This is a genomic window from Rhodococcus sp. MEB032 (genome assembly GCF_030208925.1).
In the GTDB taxonomy this organism is placed as follows: domain Bacteria; phylum Actinomycetota; class Actinomycetes; order Mycobacteriales; family Mycobacteriaceae; genus Rhodococcus_F; species Rhodococcus_F qingshengii.
Window position 1 is genome coordinate 100,985 of the sequence record NZ_JARVSY010000003.1, and the last position, 23,506, is coordinate 124,490.

At 63.6% G+C, this 23,506-nt stretch carries 12 protein-coding genes and 1 tRNA gene; 5 read left to right on the forward strand and 8 right to left on the reverse strand.

The window, feature by feature from the left end:
* Positions 1–64: 64 nt before the first annotated feature.
* From QRN54_RS05050 to QRN54_RS05065, 4 genes are read left to right on the forward strand one after another with little or no spacing between them, the layout of a single operon-like run.
* Positions 65–12,526 carry a non-ribosomal peptide synthetase gene (locus QRN54_RS05050; RefSeq protein ID WP_285181692.1) on the forward strand — a complete coding sequence of 4,154 codons (12,462 nt, stop codon included), beginning with the start codon at positions 65–67 and terminating at the stop codon, positions 12,524–12,526.
* Between the two features lie 40 nt (positions 12,527–12,566).
* A complete protein-coding gene (locus tag QRN54_RS05055) occupies positions 12,567–13,580 on the forward strand; it encodes a Fe2+-enterobactin ABC transporter substrate-binding protein (RefSeq protein ID WP_003942170.1) in 1,014 nt (337 codons plus the stop codon).
* Positions 13,577–14,878, forward strand: coding sequence for an enterobactin transporter EntS (gene entS, locus QRN54_RS05060; RefSeq protein ID WP_007735127.1), 1,302 nt, complete (start codon positions 13,577–13,579; stop codon positions 14,876–14,878). Before QRN54_RS05055 ends, entS begins: the two co-directional genes overlap by 4 nt.
* A complete protein-coding gene (locus QRN54_RS05065; RefSeq protein WP_285181693.1) occupies positions 14,875–15,720 on the forward strand; it encodes a siderophore-interacting protein in 846 nt (281 codons plus the stop codon). Before entS ends, QRN54_RS05065 begins: the two co-directional genes overlap by 4 nt.
* Here QRN54_RS05065 and QRN54_RS05070 read toward each other — a convergent pair.
* Positions 15,669–17,117, reverse strand: coding sequence for an MFS transporter (locus QRN54_RS05070; protein ID WP_285181694.1), 1,449 nt, complete (start codon positions 17,115–17,117; stop codon positions 15,669–15,671). The two genes, QRN54_RS05065 and QRN54_RS05070, sit on opposite strands and share 52 nt — an antisense overlap.
* A 522-nt stretch (positions 17,118–17,639) precedes the next feature.
* Between QRN54_RS05070 and QRN54_RS05075 the strand changes: the two genes are divergently transcribed.
* Positions 17,640–18,050, forward strand: coding sequence for a hypothetical protein (locus QRN54_RS05075; protein WP_064444517.1), 411 nt, complete (start codon positions 17,640–17,642; stop codon positions 18,048–18,050).
* Positions 18,051–18,137: 87 nt separating this feature from the next.
* Here QRN54_RS05075 and QRN54_RS05080 read toward each other — a convergent pair whose 3' ends face one another.
* The 7 genes from QRN54_RS05080 to QRN54_RS05110 form a co-directional block, all read right to left on the reverse strand.
* The gene (locus tag QRN54_RS05080; protein WP_058038847.1) at positions 18,138–19,763 is read right to left on the reverse strand and encodes a hypothetical protein; all 1,626 of its coding nucleotides are present in this window, start codon (positions 19,761–19,763) and stop codon (positions 18,138–18,140) included.
* Positions 19,760–20,551, reverse strand: a complete 792-nt coding sequence (locus tag QRN54_RS05085) for an ABC transporter ATP-binding protein (protein WP_051649609.1) — start codon at positions 20,549–20,551, stop codon at positions 19,760–19,762. The genes QRN54_RS05080 and QRN54_RS05085 overlap by 4 nt, the downstream gene beginning before the upstream one ends.
* Before the next feature lie 120 nt (positions 20,552–20,671).
* Positions 20,672–20,742 (reverse strand) — tRNA-Cys (locus tag QRN54_RS05090).
* A gap of 104 nt (positions 20,743–20,846) precedes the next feature.
* Complete coding sequence (locus QRN54_RS05095) at positions 20,847–21,473, reverse strand: class I SAM-dependent methyltransferase (RefSeq protein ID WP_003942244.1); 627 nt, start codon at positions 21,471–21,473, stop codon at positions 20,847–20,849.
* Between the two features lie 20 nt (positions 21,474–21,493).
* On the reverse strand, positions 21,494–22,210 hold the full coding sequence (locus QRN54_RS05100) for a hypothetical protein (protein ID WP_285181695.1): 717 nt from the start codon (positions 22,208–22,210) through the stop codon (positions 21,494–21,496).
* The gene (locus tag QRN54_RS05105) at positions 22,207–22,791 is read right to left on the reverse strand and encodes an RNA polymerase sigma factor (protein WP_285181696.1); all 585 of its coding nucleotides are present in this window, start codon (positions 22,789–22,791) and stop codon (positions 22,207–22,209) included. Before QRN54_RS05105 ends, QRN54_RS05100 begins: the two co-directional genes overlap by 4 nt.
* A 30-nt stretch (positions 22,792–22,821) precedes the next feature.
* On the reverse strand, positions 22,822–23,505 hold the full coding sequence (locus tag QRN54_RS05110) for a lysoplasmalogenase (protein ID WP_285181697.1): 684 nt from the start codon (positions 23,503–23,505) through the stop codon (positions 22,822–22,824).
* Position 23,506: the final 1 nt, after the last annotated feature.

Genomic DNA, 23,506 nt, shown 5'->3' on the forward strand with positions numbered 1-23,506 from the left:
AGGCTACCCAAAACGACGTTAGGTCACCCTTGGGTGACGTGTGTCCACAGACGAGGGGATCAGTGTGAGCGTTCTTCCAGGTTCGAACTCCGGAGCGGCGAGCGAAGCTACGTTTGCTCTCACAGGAGCTCAACTCGGGATTTGGAACGCACAGAGGCTTGATCCCGAATCTCGGAGCTACCTCGTCGGTGAGGTGCTCGAAATCTCGGGCGACGAACCGATCGACACCGAACTGCTGACAGCCGCCATCACGGCGACGATCGGTGAAGCCGAAACCATGCGGCTGCGGATGATCGAGACGGCGGACGGCCCGCGTCAGTACATCTCCGACGAGCCGGTTGGCATCATCCCGATCACCGACGTCCGTGACGAGCGCGATCCCGTAGCCGTGGCGCACGCACTGGTCGACGCCGAGCGCAGCCGGGCGTCCGAGTACTGCCGCCTGATGGTGGAGCGTCCGCTGTACACCTACTCGCTGATCAGGCTCTCCGATCGCGAGATCTGGTGCATTCAGCTCTATCACCACCTGATCGTCGACGGATACAGCGCAGCAATGATTTCGCGCCGAGTCGCCGCGCACTACACGGCCGCGAAGAAGGGAACCGAGGTCGCGCCAACGCGATTCGGTTCTATGACAGATCTGGTCAGCGAGGACGAGGCGTACCGGGCTGGCGAGCAGTTCGCGGAAGATCGTGACTACTGGCGTGATGTCCTGACGCCGTTGCCCGCGTTGGACGGACGCGGCCAGCAGGTCACCGGTCCGGCGGAACGAACGATCCAGGTTCGCGAGGTCATTACCGCCGACGCCCTCAGCTGCCTCAAAGAGGTGGCAGACGCGACGGGAACAACGTGGGCCGAGGCACTGATCGCCTGCTACGGCGCGTTTCTCCACCGACTGCTCGGCGAGACGGATGTTGTCATCGCGATGCCACTCATGGCGCGCGTAGGCCGCACGGCACTCAAGACGCCGGCCATGGCAGTCAACGTTCTGCCTCTCCGGTTGACGATTCGCAGCCACGATCGACTCGGTGACCTGAGCAAGCAGGTGGCCGCCACGATGAAAAGCCTGCGCGCACACCAGCGCTACCGCGGTGAGAATCTTGCTCGGGACCTGGGCGTCGCCGGCACCGGCGCACTGCTTCACGGGATCGGAATCAATCTCAAGGCTTTCGACTTCGCCCTCGATTTCGCCGGCGCTGTGGGTGTACTGCGTAACGTCGCCGGGGGACCGCCGGAGGACCTGGGTTTGACGGTGACGCCCATTGCGGACGGCGAAGTTCTACTCGGATTCGAAGTGGACGCGCGTACCAATACTCGGGAATCGGTTCAGCGTCGCCTCGCCGGTTTCGTCAGCATCGTCAACGCGATGGTCGGGGAGGGAGATCCTGCCGTCGGTCAGGTGGAGATGATGCCTGCGGCCGAAGCCGCGCGGATTCTCGCCGGCCGCGAAACTGCACCGCTGCCCGGCTCGGTCGAACTCGTTCCCGACGTGTTCGACCGCATCGTCGTCGAGCACGCGGATGACACAGTCCTCGTGTGCGGTGACGAAACAGTGACAGGCGAAGAACTCGGTGGCCGCGTCCACAAGCTCGCCCGGTTGCTTCGGGCCCGCGATGTCGGCCCGGACGACATTGTCGGACTTGCGCTTCCGCGTACTTCCGAGATGGTGGTGGCTCTGCTCGCGACATTGAACGCGGGCGCAGCGTACGTGGCCCTGGATCCGCAGCACCCGGCCGAGCGGTTGCGAGATCTGATCGACGATGCGCAGCCGAAGGTCGTGATCACCACTTCCACTCTGGCCGAGCAACTCGTCGGAGGTTTTCGGCCCGACCCCCTCGTCGTCGATTCCGACGCAGTCCGCGAAGAACTCCGTGCTAATTCCGAGCTTCCACTCGAACTCGGTGAACTGGCGACAGCACGGCATGGTGATCACCTGGCGTATGTCATCTACACCTCGGGATCGACAGGCAAGCCCAAGGGTGTGCTGGTCAGAGGCGGTGGATTGGCGCACCTGCTTCACCACCATCGCGCCACCATCTACCGGGACACCGCCGAGCGCGTCGGGAACCGCCAACTGCACACCGCGCACACAGCGTCGTTCGCCTTCGATGCGTCTCTCGATCAACTGTTGTGGCTGCTGTGTGGTCATCGTGTGCACGTATACGACGAGGAACTGCAGAAGGACGCGGTTGCTCTGGTCGCGGCGTTCGAGCGAGATCGCGTCGACGTGGTCGACACGACGCCGTCGATGGCGGCAGCGATGGTGGACAACGGGTTGCTGCGTACGCATCGGTTGCAGCTCCTCGTCGTGGGTGGCGAGGCGGCACCGCCCGCACTGTGGGACGCGATCATCGAATCCGGTGTTCCGGCTCGAAACCTGTACGGCCCCACCGAAACGACGGTCGACGCGATCGCGACCACGGTCGAAGGTGCCGGACCGCGTATCGGGTACCCCCTCGCGGGTACCCGTGCGTACCTGCTCGACAGCGCGCTCGAGCCGGTCGCCGACGGTGAACGAGGTGAGCTCTACCTGGCCGGACCGCAAATGGCCAGGGGCTACCTCGGCCGCGCCGGCGCGACCTCCGAGCGTTTTGTCGCAGATCCTTTCGGGGCTCCGGGAGATCTGATGTACCGCGCCGGGGACGTGGCGCGGTGGGTGCCGGGGCGGGGCTACGACTTCATCGGTCGCAGCGACAAGCAGGTGAAGATTCGCGGACATCGAGTCGAGTTGAGCGAGGTCGAGGCTGTTCTCGGATCGGTACCCGGAATCGGCGCCGCTGCCGCGCTGATCCGTACGGATGGGGGACGGCCCAGCCTCGTCGGCTACGTTGTAGCCGCCGCCGGCGCGACGCTTCCGCCGCAGGAAGAATTGCGCCGTGACCTCGCCGGTCGCGTACCGGATCATCTCGTTCCCGCCGCAATCGTCGTTCTGGACGAACTGCCCGTCACGGTGAACGGAAAGCTCGATCGTGCGGCACTACCTGCCCCGGCTGCCGAATCGGAAGGTCGCGCTGCATCCACACCACACGAGGAAATCCTCTGTGACGTGGTGGCCGAGGTGCTCGGCCGCGAACGCGTCGGCGTGGACGAGGATTTCTTCGGCCTCGGTGGTGACAGCATCACGGCAATCAGTGTCAGCAGTCGACTGCGGGTGCGTGGTCTGATCGTTGCTCCCAAAGAACTACTGGCACAGCGAGATCTGGGAACCATCGCCGCTGCGGCGCGTGAGATTGCCGATGACGCCGACGCCGTAGCCTCGGTTGCGGACGTGGCGACCGGCACCGTGATCGCCCCGCCGATCGTTCGAGCACTGATCGACAAGAATCCGACAGACGAGGCAATCGCGGGCTACGCGCAATGGACCGCAGTGCGCATCGACGACAGCCTTTCACTGGGTGACCTGCAGTCCGGCGTGCAGACGATCCTCGATCACCATGACGCTCTACGCCTGCTCCTGCGCCGTGACAACGACAGCGGCACTGCCGAATTGATCGTCCGGGACGCCGGTGCAGTGCGCAGCGAGGGACTCGTTCGCGAGGTGTCCGACACCTCCGAGCCGTCCCGGATCAGAGAGCTCGCGGAGGCGTCGGCGGCGAGTCTCGACCCACGCGCCGGTGAACTCCTGCGAGTCGTACTGGTCAATACCGAGGCCGGTCGACCCGACCAATTGATCGTCGTGGCTCACCATTTGATCGTCGACGGTGTGTCCTGGCGAATTCTGCTTCCAGACCTCCACGAAGCTACCGATGCAGCGCGCGAGCGTAGGTCGGCCCGGTTGGCTGCAGGCGGAAGTTCGTGGCGTCGATACGCAGGGTTGCTCGCGGAATTCGGGGCCTCTGGCAGCAGGGCGTCAGAGCTCGAGTACTGGAAGTCCGCGTCGGTACAGGCGGACGACGAGCCGATCGGCAGTCGTCGTCTCGACCCGAAGATCGACGTGACCGCAACCGCCTCTCGCACGACAACCATTGCGCCCCCGGCCGTCACCGACGCGCTGTTGACCACGCTTCCGGCGGCGTATCGAGCCAAGGCCGACGAAGTGCTTCTCTCGGGTTTGATGCTTGCCTTGCGCTCATGGCAGCACGGCCGCGGCCTCATCGGGCTGCCCGCGCAGACAGTTACCGTCGAAGGTCATGGCCGCGACGCGCTCACCAGCGACACCGACTTCGCCGGAACCATCGGGTGGTTCACCAGTGAGTTCCCCGTCCGGGTTCCCACCGATGCACTGCTCACCGCAGACGATCTTGCCGACGCACTGAGCGGCGGAGCAGCTGCGGGGCATCTCCTTCGTGCGGTGAAGGAGGCAAAACGCGCCGTACCCGGAGGCGGAGTCGGCTATGGAGTTCTGCGGCATCTGGATCCCGACACCGCACCTGACCTTTCCGCGTGCGCTACACCCGAACTGCTGCTCAACTATCTGGGCCGCTTCCCGTCCTTGCCCGGAACCGGATGGCGATTGCCGGAGCAGGATCCATTCGCGGTCATCGAGCCGGCGACGAAGGTTATGTCGGAAGTGCTGGCGCTCAACGCATTTGTCCGAGAGGACGACTCGACGACGCTGGCAGTCGAATGGACTGCGGCGGGTTCAGTGCTCGACGGCGCGACGATCGTCGAGCTGCAAGAGCATTGGGAACGTGCGCTCGCTGCCCTGACCGCGCATGCCGCGCTCTTCGAGGGTGGTTTGACGCCTTCCGATTGCTCGGCGACGATCTTCGGCCAGGGCGCGGTGGTCGATCAGGCAGGGATCAACGAACTCGAAGCCGTCCACGGACCGCTTGCCGACGTCCTTCCGCTCTCGCCGCTACAAGAAGGTCTCCTGTTCCATGCGGTCCGTGACGGAGTCGCAGACGTCTACACGCTCACTGCACGCTTCGACCTCTCCGGGCCACTGGACGAGGCGAAGTTGGCCGACGCGTTCGAGACCGTGATCGACAGGCACCCGAACCTTCGCGCAGCTTTTCACTACGAGCAGTTCGAACGGCCCGTTCAGATCATTCCGCGCGGCGCAAAAGTCGAGTGGCGTTCGGTCGATCTGACCTCCGTTCCAGCTGACACTGCATTCCGCTCTGCAGATCAGCTCGAGGACGAGGCCGCCAAGCATGTCTTCGACGTCAGTACACCGCCTCTGCTGCGTGCACTACTGGTTCGGCTGCCCGGCGGGGTGCACCGTTTGGTCCTCAACGCGCACCACCTGCTCACCGACGGTTGGTCGACTCCGATCGTCCTGCGCGAGCTGATGAACGTCTACCACGACGGCGACAGCCGCCTCCCTGCGCCGACGCCGTATCGCGACTACTTGGCATGGATCGCCGGCCGTGATCAGGACTCTGCCCGCGCAGCGTGGAGCGAGCGTTTGCGTGGGCTCACCGCGCCGACTCTCGTTGCCGATGCCGGAGCGCCGCGAAGTGTGCCCGTCGCGCTCGAGGTTCCTCTCGCGACATCGGACGCCGAAGCGCTGATCGAACTCGGCCGTGCGCGAGCGCTGACGGTCAACACCCTGGTTCAGGGTGCGTGGGCAGCAGCGCTCGCCGAAGCGACAGGACAGTGGGACGTCGTGTTCGGGGCCACGGTGTCCGGCCGACCTGCCGAACTCTCGGGGGTGGAGGGAATGGTCGGGTTGTTCAGCAACACGATTCCGGCCCGCCTCGACATCGTCGCGGACCGGCCTTTGCTCGATCAGTTCGTCGATCTCCAGAACGCCCAATTCGACATCGTGGACGTCGAACACACCAGTTTGGCCGAGATCGAACGCATCGCCGGAATCGGGCAACTGTTCGACACGCTCCTGGTGTTCGAGAACTTCCCGAACTCCGGTGCAGGACAGCCTGCATCGCACACACTGCGGGTCGAGGGATTCACCAACCGCGGAGTCACGCACTATCCGATGACGTTGATGGCGCCGCCGAGCACCGGTCTGGATCTGGTTCTGTACCACGATCCGGCAGTTGTCTCCGACGCCACGGCGGAGCGAATGGTCACACGGCTCGCGGAGATCCTGCGTGGGTTGCTGACCGAGCCGACAGCTCCCGCATCCGCGGTGCTCACGGTAGTCCGACAGGCAGCGTCCGTTGCCGATGCGGTGTCTGCCGCGAAAAATGTCGCTGTCACGAAAAAGGTGGCCGCGTCCGAACCTGCGATCGATGTCGATCCCGCGGTCGTGGATGCAGTGTGCGCCTGTGTCGCAACGGTGTTGGAGATTCCCGACGTCGATCCGGGCGACAATTTCTTCACTCTCGGCGGTCACTCGCTCACTGCGATGCGGTTGGTGGGAAGCCTACGCAAGCTGGGAATTCGCGTCGTCGTCTCGGATGTCTTCGACACCCCGACCCCCCTCGGTCTTGCCGTGGCCGCACGCGTCGATCGGACGAAGTTCTCGCCGGATTCGGTCGTTGGCGTCGATCGACCCGTCGTGACCGTGGCGACGTTCCGCGCCCCGGCGGTGGCGGGAAATCCTGATCACGAGCGGTACTGGGTTCGCACGCTCGCGGACCTGCCCCTCGAAACGGACCTTCCGTATGACCGCCCGCGCGGCGAAGAGTACCGCCCGCACACCTACCTCCGTCAGCTACGCGATGCCCGGTTCGGTGACGAACCAGGATTCGACGCGGTGCTGTTGGCCGCCGTGGCGGCGACGCTGAACAGCTTCGGCGGTGGTCGGGACCTTGCGGTCGGACTGGTCTCGGAAGGGACTGACACCCTGATTCGGGTCGACCTGTCCGGTCGGCCGAGAATTGCCGATGTCGTTCGGCGAGTCGAAAACGCTGTCACCGAGGCACTTGCGCATTCCGATGTCAGCCTCGACCGAATCGCCGATCTACTCGGGCGTCCGACGAGCAGCCTGTTCGCTGCCCGTGTCGGTCACTCGCCTGGAAAGAGCGTCGACCTCGAATTCGTCCGAACCGCAACAGAACTTCGATTGACGGTTGATGCCGGGCTGTTCGACGCCGCGACTGCGGACGCATTGCTCGACGGTGTGATCGCGGTCCTCGGTCACGAAATCAGCACTGTCGTCGCGGATCTGCGACTGGCGGAAAACAAGCCGGATCGCGACCCGGGCCGACGCGCGACGCCGCCGTCGGGGATCTCGCAGTTGTTCGCTCGACACGTCAGCCGCCACCCCGACGACATCGCGGTGATCTCCGGCGAGGTCGGAATTACCTACGGGGAACTGTCGGCGCGCGTCGACGAGCTGGCCCGCGAACTTCTCGCGGTCGGCGCCGGACCCGAGAAGGTAGTCGCCGTCGCGCTGGATCGAAATGCGGATCTGGTGGCCGGACTGCTCGCGGTACTGCGCATCGGCGCTGCGTACCTGCCACTCGACGTCGATTACCCGACTGAGCGGCTCGAGTTCATGATCGAGGACGCGGCTCCGGTGTGTGTCCTGACCAGTATCGACAGCGCCGGGCAACTTCCGTTGACGGTCGCCACGAGTGTCTTCGTGGACGGTGAGTTCACCAACTCGGGTGTCGTGCTTCCTCCGCCGCCCGCGGCGGGTGATCACCTCGCCTACATGATCCACACCTCCGGTTCGACGGGTCGCCCCAAGGGCGTGATGGTCTCGACGGGCAACCTCGCAGCCTTCGCGGACACGGTACTCGAGGATTGCTGGATCAGGCCGGGCGATCGCATCGTCGCGGTGACAACGGTGTCGTTCGACATCGCGGCACTCGAGTTGCTGTGCCCGCTCGCGGCGGGCGCGACTGTCGTGATCGCAGACCGCAGGACGGTTCGCGACCCGGATGCGTTGTCGGCGTTGATCATCGCAAGCGATGCGACAGTGATGCAGGCAACGCCGGCGCTGTGGCGAGTGGTCACCGAACACGAGAACGCAGTCGGACTCGCCATGGTGCGAGCCCTGGTGGGAGGGGAAGCCCTCCCGCAGGATCTGGCCGACGATCTGGTGGCCAACGCTGCTTCGGTCCGGAATGTCTATGGACCCACCGAGGCCACGGTGTGGGCGACATCTTCGGTCATCACGACCGGCGACCGAGTCACGATCGGTCAGCCCTGGACCGATGTGCACGTGCGAATCCTCGACGACGACCTGCGTGAGGTTCCGGAAGGCGTTGCGGGCGAGCTGTATCTGGGCGGTGCGCAGGTGGTCCGCGGATACCTGAACCGCCCCGATCTGACCGTCGCTCGGTTCGTCGCCGATCCTTCTCTGCCGGGGGCACGCCTCTACCGCACCGGCGATCTGGTCCGACGCCGGCGAGGGGTTTTGCACTTCCTTCGTCGTGCGGACGATCAGGTGAAGGTTCGCGGTTTCCGCATCGAGCTCGGCGAAGTCGAAGGCGCGCTCGGATCGGTGGCAGGTGTGTTTCGCGCGGCAGCCACCGTTCGCGTCGATGCGGCGGGTACCGGAAGTTTGCACGGGTATGTGGTTCCCGAAGGTGCAACCACGCTCGATTCGGTACTGGTGCGCAAGGAGATTGCGCGGCTCCTACCCGAACACATGGTGCCGCAGACCATCACGGTGCTCGAGGCACTACCACTCACCCTCAACGGGAAGGTGGACCGGAAGGCATTGCCCGACACCGCGCCGGATCGCGTGCAGAGTCCGCTCGTGGCCGTCGATGCGGATCGTCGGGCACGGCTCGAGTCGCTGAGCCCGGGCTGGCAGGACGTGCTGCCACTCGGTCCCTTGCAGGAAGGCATGTACTTCCAGTCGGTTCTCGACGGCGCCGGCGGCACGGATGTCTATCACATGCAGCCGCGATTCGAGTTCTCCGCCGATGCCGCCGTCGACGTTCGCTCAATCCGAGCAGCGGGGGATGCGCTCTTGCGGCGCTATCCGAACCTGCGGGCCGGCTTCACACACGCCGGTTTCGACGCTCCGGTGCAGTTCGTGCCCAGGGCAGCCGAAATGCCTTTCCGCGAAATCGATCTGAGCGCAGTCGCACCCGAGGACTTGGATATCGAGGTCCGCGCCGTCGACGAGGCCGAATTCGGCAGGCTGTTCGACTTGAGTGCGCCGCCACTCATTCGAATGGTGTTGGTCTGGTTGCCAGGTGGGGGAGCGCACCTCGTCTTCACTCAGCACCACCTGCTGACCGACGGTTGGTCGCAGACCTTGATGTACGCGGAGTTGTTTGCGCTCTACGAGTTTGCTCGCACACACGGCACGGACCCGGTTGGACTCGACGGCGCGCTCGACAAGCCTGCGGACTTCCGTGATCACCTGCGATGGATCGCCGAAGCGGATCGCACGGACGCCATCTCGTCCTGGAAGGACTACCTCGCGGATCTCGAGCAACCCACACTCGTGGGTGGTACGGGATCAGGCGGGCGCGCTCCGTTGCCGGTGTTCACCCGGGTTCAGCTCGAACAGAGCATCACCGAGCACGTACGCGAGCTGGCCAGACGTAGCGGAGTGACGCTGTCCACCGTGGTTTCTGCGGCGTGGGGCCTGGCATTGCGCGCCGTGACGGGCCGTGACGACGTGGTCTTCGGATCGACGGTTTCGGGACGTTCACCCGAGGTCGAGGGCGCCGACCGCATGGTGGGCTTGGCGCTCAACACCATTCCCGTGCGTGTCCGGGTCCGGCCAGGCGAGGAGATCTCGGCGTTGCTCGGACGCCTGTTCCGTGAACAAGGTTCGCTGCTGGGGCATCACCATCTCGGGCTCGGCGACGTGCAGCGAAGTGCAGGGTTCGCCACGCTCTTCGACACGCTCTACGTTTTCCGCAACACCCCTCGCGACGAACAGGCACGTCGAGACACGTTCGGTCGCAGTGGAATCGTCGGGTTCGATGCGGTGGACGGCACGCACTATGCGCTCACGCTCGACGTGGATCCGGGTGTCGGGGACGCGGCGATGGCGCTCACACTCGAAAACCGTCCTGACCTGATTCCGCACGACGTGGCTCAGGACATCCTGTCCCGCACCATCACGATTCTCGAAGTGATGGCGAATTCCGATACCGCCACGGTGGCGGACACGGCGGTTCCGCTTTCGCGCACCCCCGCGGAATTCGCTTCGGAGTACGTCGTGATGCCACGGCCGGACCAGGCCGGCGGTAGCGTGGACGCACTACTGCGCGAAAGGGCAGCGGCAACTCCGGACGAGACGGCGCTGGTCTTCGGAGACGTCACACTGAGCGCAGCCGAGATGAACTCTCGGGTGGACAGACTGGCACGGATACTCGCTTCGGCGCTGGGGCAGTCGGTACCAGGCGGGGGACCGACCCGTGTTGTCGCGCTCGCGCTTCCGCGTACTGCCGATCACGTCGTCGCGATCTTCGCCGTCATGAGAACCGGAGCGGCCTACCTTCCCTTGGATCTGGCTCACCCACCGGCACGCCTGCGCGAACTCATCCTCGACAGCGATGCGGCGCTGGTAGTCACCACGACTCGGACGCGTGACCTCGTTGTTCCCGATGGACAGGCATGTCTGGTACTCGACGACCCGGACGTGGCCGGGGTACTCGACGGGCAGTCTTCGGCACCAGTTGTCGACGAGGCCGCGGTCTGCGGGCCGACCTCACCGGACCAGCCTGCCTACGTCATCTACACCTCGGGCAGTACCGGAAGACCCAAGGGCGTCGTGGTGGGTCACCGCGGGTTGACGACGATGTATCACAATCACAAGGCCGAGATATTCACTCCGACCGAAAACAGTGTGGGTGGCCGACGTCTGCGCATCGCGCATACGGTCTCGTTCTCGTTCGACATGTCGTGGGAGGAACTGTTCTGGTTGCTCGCGGGGCACGAAGTTCACGTGATCGACGAGCAGGCGCGACTGGACCCCGCGTCTCTGGTGAAGCATTACCGCGAAGTCGGTATCGACGTCGTGAATGTAACCCCCTCGTATGCACGGGAACTGATGGCCGCCGGTCTCCTCGACGGTGAGCGGACGCCGGTGTTGGTGATGCTCGGCGGAGAAGCTGTACCTGCCGAGTTGTGGTCGCGATTGCGCGATCAGGACGGTGTCGACGGGTACGACCTTTACGGGCCGACGGAGTTCACGATCAACGCGATGGGATCCCCGGTTCAGGGGAGCGAGACACCCTGCTTGGGTCGTCCGATTCTGAACGCGTCTGCGCGGGTACTCGATTCGGGTCTGCGGGAGGTACCGATCGGAGCGGCGGGCGAGCTGTACATGTCCGGAGACGGAACGGCGATGGGTTACCTTCACCGGACCGCGTTGACCTCCGCTGTGTTCGTTGCTGATCCCTACTCCGTCGGCAAGCGCATGTACCGCACGGGTGATGTCGTACTGCGTCGTCGCGACGGTGAACTCGAATACCTGGGTCGCGCGGACCATCAGGTCAAGATCCGAGGCATTCGGATCGAATTGGGTGAAGTGGAATCCGCGTTGGCGTCGTTGCCGGGAGTGTTGCGAGCGGCAGCGTCCGTCCGTAGCGAAGGCGGTGCGCCGCCGAGACTGGTCGGCTACGTCATCGAAGAACCCGGTGCCGATTCAACCGATCTGCGAGCTGCGTTGCGGGAACGCGTACCGGCACACCTGGTTCCGTCGGACATCGTCGTCGTGGATTCGATTCCGCTGACGCCCAACGGAAAACTGGACCGCGGTGCGTTGCCGGCACCCCCCGCCCGAGTAGCGGCCCGAGCACCGCGAACCGAGATGGAAAGGCAACTGTGCCAGGTCTTTGCGCGGGTACTCGGCGTCGAGGCAGTCGATCCCGAAGAGAGTTTCTTCGATCTCGGCGGCGACTCGCTTCGAGCAATGCGACTGGTGGGGGAGATGGAGCACGACCTGTCGGTGAGCGTCGGTGTGGCAACGCTGATGGCCCGTCCGACAGTCGCCGAGCTCGCAGCACACCTTGACGAGTCGGCGTCCGAAATCGATCTGAGTCGTGATCGCCTCCTGACACTGCGAGCCGAAGGCAGCGGAGAACCACTGTTCTGCGTGCATCCGGCCGGTGGATTCGCTTGGCCCTTTGCGCCTTTGACCGGTGTTCTCGAGGCCGACCGTCCACTGTTCGGCCTGCAACTGCCCACAGTTGCCGGGGAGCCACTCGAACCGACGAACGTGGACCAACTGGCAGCGATGTACGTCGACACGATTCGCGGCGTGCAACCGAGCGGGCCGTACCACCTGCTCGGCTATTCGTTCGGTGGCAACGTCGTTGCCGCGATGGCGGCTCAGCTGGTCGATATCGGCGAGACAGTGGAGTTCGCCGGTCTGATCGATACTCATCCACTGGGAGATCGTGACGATCGCGGTCGCGACGATGCCGACGACCGAGATCTGGCCGCCGCCCTGCCACCCGAGATCCTCACTCAGGCACCGGGACTGGTCGACGCTGTTCGGGCGGGTTTTGATGCCACTCGTTTGCTCGTGGCCAGTTCGACCGACACAACCTACGACGGACCGGTTACTCTGATCACCGCCGACGCCGAGGCGTCCGGACAGCTGCTGGCCGATCGCTGGCGCAGAGTCCGCGGGGACCGGGACATGGCAGTACACCATCTGCCGTACGACCACGCCGGATTGGTGACCCCAGCCGGGTGGGCGGCGATCGCCCCGCTGCTCGACAGCCATTTGTCGAAACGCACGGCCACATAGTTCGAAAACCACACAGTTGAAACACAATGGGAGCTCAATGATGAAGTCCACACCGCCCCTCGCGATACGGAGTTGGCGACGATTCGTCGCCATCGCAGGGTTGCTGATCGTCGCACTCGTGGCGATGATCGGTTGCAGTAGCGATTCGAACGACGAACCGACCAAGGCTGCAGAGCCCACGACCCGCGTGATCGAGACCGAGAAGGGCTCGGTCACCGTGCCCGCGTCGGCGGAGCGCATCGTGGTTCTGAGCGGCGGTCTCGCCGGATACCTGTATGCCCTGGACGCACCGGTGGTTGCCACCGATACCCGCGTCCTCGGTGTCACGAACCTCGACGGTGGATTCCCGCCGGCTTGGGCGGACGCCGCAAAGGCGCAGGGCACCAAGGAATTGCCGGCCGGCGAGCAGCTCAACATCGAAGCCGTCGCGGCGGCTGAGCCCGACCTGATCATCGGCGGTGGCCAGGGAATCACCTCCGTTCAGTCCGAGGAACTCTACGATCAGCTCACTGCTATCGCACCCACCGTCTTGGTCCCCAAGACGGTCGCCGCGTGGGACAAGCAGCTCGAAATCGTCGCCGACGCGGCGGGCCGTTCCGACCAGGTTCCGGCGCTGATGAGCGCATACGAGGACAAGGTCAAAGAGGTCAAGGGCAAGATCAAGGTTCCCGAGGGCAACGTCGTCTACTTCCTCTCGGTCTCGAGCAACAAGCCGTACCTCGTTCCGCCGACGGCCGCGCTGCCCGCGATGCTCGCCGAGCTCGGTTTCAAGGCCGACGACGTCATGGCCAAGGCCGGCAACCCGCAGCTCTTCGGCTCGGGTGACTCGTTCGAGGTCAGCCCGGAACTGCTCTCGCAGGTCGCCGATGCTCCTGTCGCCTTTGTGATTCCGGTGTCCGGTCGCCCGATGGCCGAACTTGCCACCGATCCGCTTTACTCGCAGTTGCCGTCCTTCAAGGCAGGCACGACGTTCGAGCTCCCCGCCAGCAGCTACCGTCCTGACTACGACGGCGCAATGGCTACCCTCGACCTGATCGGCCAGACCTTCGCATGACTCGATTCGGTGGGCTGGTGATCGATGTTTCACCCTTGCGGACCAGCCGTCCCTTCAGGTACGCCTTTTCCGCGCGATTGATCTCGCTGCTCGGGATCGGACTGCTCGTCGTAGCCGTCCCCGCGCAGACGTACCAGCTCACCGGCTCGACCTTGCAGGTTGCCGGAGTGTCCACGGCGATGGCCATCGCCATGTTCTTCGGCAGCCTGTTCGGCGGCGTGCTCGCTGACCGTTACGATCGGCGACGCACCATCCAGTTGGCCCGCAGTGCTGCGGGTCTCGGCTTTGTCATTCTCGGGTGCAATGCGCTCTTGCCACACCCGTCGATGTGGGTCATCTACGTCGCGGCAGCTGTCGACGGATTGGCCGGCGGTGTCAGCAGCTCGGCCTTGATGGCTTTGATGCCGACGTTGTTGCCGCGCAACAAGATGGCTGCGGCCGGCGCTTTGGTAGCGCTGACCACCGACATCGGGACGATGATCTCGCCGGCAATCGCCGGCGTGATCATCGCCTCCGGCGGCATTCCCGCGACATACTTTGTTGCTGCGGTGGCCACCGCAGCAACTGTCACGTTGTTCCAAGCCATCGGCCCTTCTCCTGCACCGGGCACGAATCACGAAAGCCCGATGCGCGCGCTGGTGACCGGCGTGAAATTCGCCGGCACGCACACAGTCATTCGCGGCATCCTGATCAGCGGTCTGTTGGTCATGTTCGTCAGCGGGCCGATGGTGTTGCTGCCTGCCTTCGTCGACCAGGTCCTCGGCGGCGGACCCACCATGCTCGGTCTGCTCTACGGCGCCCCCGCTGTCGGCGCTGTGGTCGGTTCCCTCACCAGCGGTTGGACCGGACGAGTCCACCGCAACGGCGCCGCGATGTTGATCTCTGTTGCGCTGATGCCTCTCGGCCTGGTGGTACTGGGTGCGTCGGGAGCAGCGATTGTCGCGTTCCTGGGCCTGGCCGGATTCGGCCTCGGCCGCGCACTCAACGACATTCTGAGATTTGCAGTCCTTCAACAGAACACTCCGGACGAATTGCGCGGACGCGTGTCCAGTCTGTGGATGGTGCAAGCCGTCACGGGTACGGCGATCGGTTCGATGGCAGCCGGGTTCCTCGGGCAGTGGCTCGAGCCTGGCGCCGCGCTACTGGTCTTGGGGCTCGCCGGTGTGACACTGGGCCTGGTGCTCCTGGCAGCATTGGGTTCGGTGCGCCGGGTAACTTCGGAGATCAACGAAGTCGATCTCTCCGAAAACACTGTGCCGGTGGGGAATGCTCCGCCGGAAAAGGAAGGTAGTTCATGAACCGAGGAGACCACCTCGCGACCATCGCCGAAGTTCTGGCGGGAACCACCGGCGCAAAAGTGCCGTACCCCATCGGCATTCGCGAACTCGAAGTTGTTCGCAGCGAAATGGTCGGGACCGGACTGTTGCGTCTGACCTTGGGTGGACCGGAGTTGGCGGGCTTCGAATCGCACGCTCCCGACGAGCATGTTCGCCTGGTCTACCCGGATGCAGACGGAACTTTACGTCTACCCGAACGCGACGGATTCAGCCTGAAGTGGCCTCGTCCATTGCCGATCTCGCGTGAGTACACCGTCCGTCGATACGACGCCAAGGCGGGGGAGCTGGACCTCGACTTCGCGCTCCACGAAGGTGGGTACGCCTCTGATTGGGCTCAGGCGGCGACCGTCGGCACTCGGGTGCACGTGGCAGGTCCGCCCGGTGGCGTCGTGGTTCCGTGGACGTACGACCGCTATCTGCTGGCCGGTGACATCACCGCCCTTCCTGCCATTGCTCGTTGGCTCGAGATGATGCCCGCTGCTGCCGCCGGGTGGGTGTTCGTCGAGATCACCGACCCTTCACAGGAAATCGAACTCACTGTTCCGGAAGGCGTCGAGGTGCGATGGCTGCACCGCGGTGACGTCCCAGCCGGTCACTCGGATCTGCTCGAGCAGGCAGTACGGACGGTCACCGTGCCCGAAGGTGAGCGTGTCTACGCCTGGATCTCCGGTGAGGCCACCAGTCTCAAGCCCATTCGCAGATTCGTGCGCGACGAACTCGGCCTGAGTTCGGGCGACCACCTGATCACGGGCTACTGGAAGCGCGGAGTCGCAGACTTCGATGAGGACGAGGACGACCACTGAACATCGGTTGATGCCGGTTTCGGCATCGTCACCGCGACAACGAGTCCGACAATCGCAACGATTGCCGCCACTCCGAAAGCTGTGGCGAATGCCGAGTGCTGGGGAAGGCCGCCGGATGAAGTCGCGCTCGCGATGATCCCGGCGGCAATTTGGGTTCCCACAGCAGAACCCAGCGATCTGGCGATCGTGACTATTGCCGTCGTGACACCTACGCGGTCTGCCGGTGCGCTGTCGGCGGAGATGACGAACACTGCCGTCGACGCGGCGGCAACGCCGGTACCCGCAAGGATCAGCACCACAACGATCTGCCACATCGTGGTTGCAAAGACCCCGACGGCGCCGCTCAGGCCGAGGAAGGCAACCCCCGCTACCGCAATGGCTTTCGTGCCGACCCGTTGTGCGAGCTTTCCGGAGATCACCGACGCGATGACCGCTGCGCCGTAACCGATGCACAGCAGGATTCCGATGGCACTTGTCGATGCACCGCGGCCGAATCCGCTCTCTGCCGGCACGGCGAGTTGTTGCGGAAGTAGATAGACAACAGCGCCGTAGGTGAACCCGAAAACCACGCCGACGACCACGGCGCTCCACATCGAACGATGCCGCATCATCGTCAGGTCGACCATCGGCTCGGTTGTCCGGCTCTGATACCTGGCCCAGATCGTGAACACGGCAGCGGAAGCGAGAACCAGCAGCATCGACGTCGGTGCGCCCCACCCGTTGCTCGATGCGCTCGCCAGCCACGCCGTCAGCGTCAACAATCCAAGAGCCAATCCGCCCGCTCCCGGCCAATCGAGTCGGCCGCCGACGTTCGACATGTGATCTCGTGGTGTGCTCACGGCAAAAGCAATTGCGCCGAGCAAAACGAACGCGGTCGGAACTGCATACATCGCGGTGCGTGAGACGTTTTCCGCGACGGGCCCGGACAATACGACTCCCAGAGCGCCGCCGGCCACAACGACAGCCCCGAGCAAACCCGTGGCCGTCTTCAGTCGGTCCGAGGACAAAGTGCGTCGTAGGACCACGAAGCTCACGGGAAGCAACCCGAGCCCGAATCCCTGGAGAAATTGGCCGAGGACGAACAGCGGGAAGATCGTTGCGAGAGCGGACACGCTGCCGCCCAGGACAACGATTGTCGTGATCGCGAGCAAGGTGGGGCGGGCGCCGTACACGTCGGCTATTCGCCCGGCCATCGGCGTGACGAGGACAGTGCTCAACGTCAGAGCGACGGATGCGAGCGCTCCGACGTCGGCCGTCACTCCGAAGTCTCTCTGTATCAGGGGGAGTGCGGGGACGATGATGCTTTCGAGCGCGGCCACGGCAGCGATCAGCAGGGTCAGGCTTGCGATAGTTGCTACCGGTCGCGGCTGATTGCCGGAGACGCTCTCTGTGGTCATCGTGCTCTCTTTCGATCGGGGAGTGAGGAGCTTATGGACGCGACGAAACGCCGCCCCTCCAAGAGCCCGGAAGGGTTGTGGCACTGGATATATCGGGCTGTGAAGTAGACCGTCTCGTTATTTCGTTACGCGTACCGTTATTGTGGAGAAATGTAATGGGATTCAGCGCACAAAGCAAGAGTCGGATGGGGTGGAAATGGTGCCATGTATCGCCAGATCGCAACGGGCAGACTTTTGCTGCTACCGTCAGTCGGTGTCAGGCGATGTGACGATGGGGCTCATTTCTCGATGAGCATGACGCTGGTCACCAAAATGCTTCTCCGAGCAGGGAGTTCATCTGCCGGACACATCCAAGGTCCCCGTTTGAATGCCGGGTTTGTTAGCTTTCTGCCTGTGACGCGACGTCACGGAAAGTTCACGAATCACGGAGGATCATCATGGGTTCTATTTCAACGATCATCGGAATCTTCGAGCTCTACAAGCTTCTCGAGCCGCTGCTGAGCTCGCTGAGCTGATTCAGGTGTGATTTCGCTGTTGAGCCGGGGCGCCGAGGGACTCGGCTCGACAGCGGATCTCGAGGATCCGGCGCGATCAGGACCCGTGGAACGGATGTCGGCACCGGCAGAATTCCATCGCTCCGGTGTAGTGGTCCATCACCAGGATTTCTGCACACCGAGCGGGCTGCGGTGCGAACCTGAGGCAGCGCTCGATCCACCCACGCTCCAGCGAAGGGGCGGGGTGCGCGCAGTTCCCGCATCGGCCGGGACGTTCGGCGACACGTACGGAACCGTAGTGCTCCGGGGGCATGCCAAACATCTTGGTGGTGCGATGTTTCCAGGGCAATGGTTCGGCTCGAGCGGAAGCTATGTCACGAAAGCCCGGCGGCGATATGCGAGGACCGAACCCGTTGAGCTGCGCTACCTGGCTCCCTGATAATCCGATTGCCCAGACTGAGTTTTTTGGTGCAAGTTGCGGCTACTGCGCTGACGCCCAGAAATTCTCGGACTATCTGGGCAACGATCATGCGGTGGTAACCGCGAACAGAATCCGATCCGGCTCGCGTTGCATACGGGTGATCGCGACGCGGCCTCCGATCCAAGCACCAAGTGCACCAATCGCAACAGCGACAGGGATGGCGAAATAGTTCACCGGGTTCGGTAGCAGCGCTCCTAGTAGCACGCCGGGCGCCGTTGTCGCGGCGAAGATGACGATGGCGAGGATGATCAGTCCGAAGGACGAGCCATTGAAGGATCCACGGGTGTTGAGGGAGAACGACTTCTTCATCTCCGGGACCGGGTAGGGGGCTTTGGCGGATATCGCTACTGCCAGTCCTGCACCGACTCCCATCATCGAAATGCCGACGGCGAGCGGCACGGCCAGTCGGTCGGTCCCGAGGTCCCCGAAGATCCGTACAGCAGCTGTTGCGACGACCACGAAGGGTGTCGTCACGATCGCCCACGCGATTTGTCGGCCCCGGACGTCAGCGGCAGCGGCTTCGGGGATCATCACCAGATGCCAGATCGATGCGCCGTCGAATCCGTACAGATTCGATCCGGCTGCCATTGCCAGGTAGATCAGGAACCAGGCACCCCATGCGGCGGAGAAGGGGATCGATGACGAGATCAGCGGTCCGAAGCCGGAGACCAAGGTCATGATGGCAACGGAGAGCAGTTGTGTTCGTCGGCGCATGTCTCCGTGCCAGAGCGAAAGCTCGCGAGAGATGACGGTGCCCAGTCGGGATGCGCGCCAACCGGTTCGAATGTCGCGGCCCTGGTTCTTCAATTGCACGGAAGTGGCGCCCGCTGATTCTGCGACCTTCCCGTTGAAGTAGCGAACGACCAGGCGTTGCCATGACCACAGCAGTGCGAGATCGACCAGCACCAGGGCGAGGACTGCTCCGGCGGCGAGGAGCCAGGCGCCTCCTGCTGCTGCGTCGACACTGGTGATTCCCCACGCGAACGGGATCGAATGCGCGACCGTGAGCGGCCACGTGACGTCGCCGTCCACGACCGTGCCGAGGCGACTCTGCAGCGGAAATTGCAGCAGATACAGTCCGCCGAAGAACGTGCCGAATGCCAACAGTCCCAGTTCGCGGCTGCGACGACTCCGCAGGAGCTGCGACATCGCCAGCATCGCGACCCGTGAGGTGCCGACAATGAGCAGGACCGTTGCGGGCCAAGCGATAATGGCCAATGGCAGTGCGGCAGGGTGGTGTGTAGCGGCATAAATTGGAATCGCTGCTGCAGCCAACGCGGTAATCGGCACGGTCATACCGACCAGCGACGTCGAGAACAGTGCTCTGGCGAGTCGGACGGGTTCCAGGGGGAGTAGCTGGAAATGTCTGGGGTGAAGATTGTCATCTGACAGACCAGACATGATCGGCATCAAGATCCACATCACGCCGATAGCCGAAAGTGCGAGACTGGTTGTGCCGCTGACGAGATCGGGAGAAACACCGTTCTTTCCCGAAGCTCGTAGGCACAGTAGCGCTGCCCCCAGAACCCCGAACAACGCTGCAATGACCTTGATTACAGCTCTTCCACCGGTGAACTGACGTTTGTAGAGGGTCATGCGCATGCGGAGAACAGTGCGCCACACAGAGACCGACGGGTTCCAGTGTGTCGGTGAAAAGCTGGTGGTGGTCATGCGCGCATCCATGACAGTCCGTCGGGACTGGGACTGCGGCTACCGACCAGGCGAACGAATGCCTCGTCGAGAGTGTTGCCTGCGCGCACCTCGTCGACCGTTCCTGAAGCCACGACGCGACCGTCTGCGATGACTCCGATGTGAGTACACAGTTGTTCGACAAGGGCCATCACGTGACTGGAAAGAATGACCGAGCCACCTGAGTGGACGAACGAGAGCAGAATGCTCCGAATTCCGGCCGAAGAAATGGGGTCGACAGCTTCGAACGGCTCATCCAGTACCAGTAAGCGAGGGCCGTGCAACAAGGCCGAGGCCAACCCGATTTTCTTCGTCATGCCCGCTGAATAATCGGCGATGACCGTTCCACCTGCATCGGCGAGATCGAGCGCGGCCAACAGTTCGTCGCGTCGTGACGCGATGACGTCCTCTGGCATACCGCGCAGTCGCCCGAAATAGGTGAGTAGTTCATGACCGGTGAACTGGGCGGGTAGCGCCAGACCGTCGGGTAGAACGCCGAGCAGACTCTTCGCTGCCACAGGGTCGTTCCACACGTCGTAGCCGTACACCAGGCTGCGACCGTAGTGCGGGCGAAGCAATCCGACAGCCATCGACAATGTGGTCGTTTTTCCCGCACCATTCGGGCCAACCAGACCGAACAACGAACCTGAGGGCACCGCAAGAGAAAGGTCGTTCACAGCAACTTTCGCGCCGAACGCCATGCAGAGGTGTTCCACTTGCAAAGCCATCGGTCCGGGAGGTAACTGTCCTGTCTCGGGGAGAGGGTGCATCGATCGAGGGTAACTGTCCGGAGCCATGTGCGCGGAGACGGAGCGGAGCGATGCAGGCTGCGTGCACCGAATGTCATTCCTAGGTGGGGGTTGCGACATGAGTCGCTGGTTCGCAAGGGGAGCGGATGGCAGGAGTCGAACCTGCGTGGACGGTTTTGCAGACCGCTGCCTTGCCGCTCGGCCACACCCGCATTGATCCAATTATGTTCGTAGTGAACAACAGTCGCCACCATTGTGATCAGGGTGAGTTGATCGCCGTGTGACGGATCGCAGGGACTGCGGGGGAAGTGCCGGGTCAGGCGCGGGAGAACACCGCGACCAGGAATTCGGAATCCTCCTTGAACGGGCGAAGATCCCACGTGGAGAGCAGCAGATCAGCCTCGAGGCCACTCGCGGTCGCGTCGGCGAGAAACTCGGGGAACTCGTAGCCACGGCCGGCACCGAATCCGATGACTACTCGGCCGCTCGGAGCGAGATGACGAGCAAATCCTGACAATACTGCTTGCCTGGTGGACGGCGCGAGAAACGCCACCACATTGCCTGCCGACACGATGACGTCGAAATCCGCCTCGACACCGCGGGCCGGCAGATCGAGTTCGGCGAGATCGCCGACAAGCCACGTCGGTCCGGGGTGGTCTTCTTCTGCGGCAGCGATGAGAACCGGGTCGACATCGACTCCGACAACCACATGCCCGACGTCGTGCAGATAACCGCCGAGTCGGCCAGGCCCGCACCCTGCATCGAGAACCCGGCCACCGCGTCCGAGCATCGCGTCGATCAAACGTGCTTCCCCGACAATGTCCTTGCCGTCCGCTCTCATGGAACGGAAACGCTCGACATATCGTGTGGAATGCGTCGAGTCGGCTGCAGTGATCTCTTCCCACTGGCTGGGGATGCGCTCGTTCGGGGCGTGTGCAGTCATCTTTCGAGGGTACCGACAGCTCACCGGGTGCCGACGACCGTCCCGTCTGCGGCATATCCGACGAGGGTTGGACGAGGGGACGTGAGCGACAGGGGAATCCATCCGTAGAAGCGGTCTTCGGCAAGAATTGTCGGATAGATCTGGCCGTCTGCGGTGTGAAGTTCGGCTCGGACAGCACCTCCCGCTCCTGCGTCGTAGGTCGCCTCGTGCGGACCGGCCTCGTACCCGGCGCCGCCCCCGAATGAATCCGCGCCGTACAAGTCAATTGATCTGCAGCCGTGTCCGAGGCCGATGAATTTCGACGGACCAACCTTGTCGATGTCGGCTGACGCCTCGAAAACCGGGGCGACGCACCTCCAGCCATTGGCGCCGTGGGCGACAAAGACGCTGAACAAGGTTCCGTCAGGTCCGGGAATGGACCCGACCCGCTCGGCGGTGGACGGATCTATTCCGCCGTTGGTTCCCGGCATCGTCTGCCAACCCGAGTACATGTCGGTGAACGCTTTCGGCATCATCCCCGTGGCAGCGGCGCAGCCCACCACCACTGCTGCGCAGATCGCCGCGACGAGAACGATGGCACCGACGCGACGGCGTGGAGCCTTGGTTGCCCCAATGTTGTTTTCGGTAGCCATGATTCGGGTGCGTACGGCATCTTGGACGTTCTCGGGCCAGAGTTCGGCGGAAACCGTATCGCTCGGCCGCAGCTTCTCGAGCGTGGTCAGCAGATCTTTGCTCATGGGGTACTCCCGTGTTCGGCGGCAGCGCAAGGTCGGGCGGTGTTCATCGGGATTACGGTGACGGATTCTGAAGTCAACCCGGCGCGCAATCGACGCCGAGCGCGAAAGAGACGAACATGCATGGCCGGAACCGAACACCCAGCGACCCGCGCGGCTTCGGTGGCGGTCAACCCGTCCCAGGCAGTCAGGAGCAGGGCTTCACGTTCGGTGACGGTGAGTGTTGCCAGTGCTTCGAGCAGTTCCGTGCGTTCGGTGACAGTGACGTCGGCGCCCGGCGTCGATGCCGCAATCTGCTCGATGCGTCCCATCTTCTCGGTGAGCGCGTCAAGGCGCCGAACGCTGCGACGGTTATTGTTCACGGTGTTTCGAGCCACCACCAACAGCCATGGCAGTGCCGGCTCGGGCACTTCGTCCAAGCGTCGCCAGGCAACGAGGAACGTCTCGGAGACAAACTCCTGCGCGCTGTGATGATCAACGTGGCGACAGGTATACGCGAACACCCGACCGGCGTAGGCGTCCCACAGGGCGGTGAACCGGTCTTCGCCGCTCGGCGGCGGTTGTTCCTCGGATTTCGGGGTCATATGAAGAGATGTCCGGCTGGTTGCTGATCCTTACAGCCGCTGAGCTAATGGACGGTTTGGCGTCTTACTCCGGCCGAGAACTCCCACTGTCAGAAGCAACAGAGCGAGGATGTACAGCGTCATGATCCAGATGCCCGCAGCGGCGGGCTGCCACTTGTTCGCCTGGCCGAGCAGGATGAGGGCGTCAGAGGTGAGGAACAGCGCGCCGCTGATACCGGTGATCGAGTTGTACGTCAGTGCGGTTGATGCGGTTCCCACCAGGATTGCGGCGTACACGGGGACGGCAATTCGAAGTTCAGGTTCGAGACCGGTCCAGGTGTACGACACAAGAGCGATCCCAGCGACGGTGTAAGCGCACAGAAACCATGGCCGCCTTCGTATCTCCCGAAGCGCGCCGTGTGAGAGAAAGAATCGGATGAAGCAGAGGTGACCGATCGCGAAGGCTGCCATCCCGATGACAAACGTGGTCTCCCAGATCAGGAACAAATCTCCGAAAGCACAGGCAATCAGCGCAGCAGCAACAATTCGAGGTCCGCGTCGGGCGACAACCCAGGCAGCCAGAATCGGAGCGAGCATGACCTTGGTGATCCCGTCCCAGGGCGCAGCATCAGCGGCATTGAGGATCAGATGGACAATCGCTACCGCTGAAAACCCGACGAACCATGGGGCCCGGATGATGCTCGGCAGCCCGGGGTCGAGGTCAGATTCACGCATC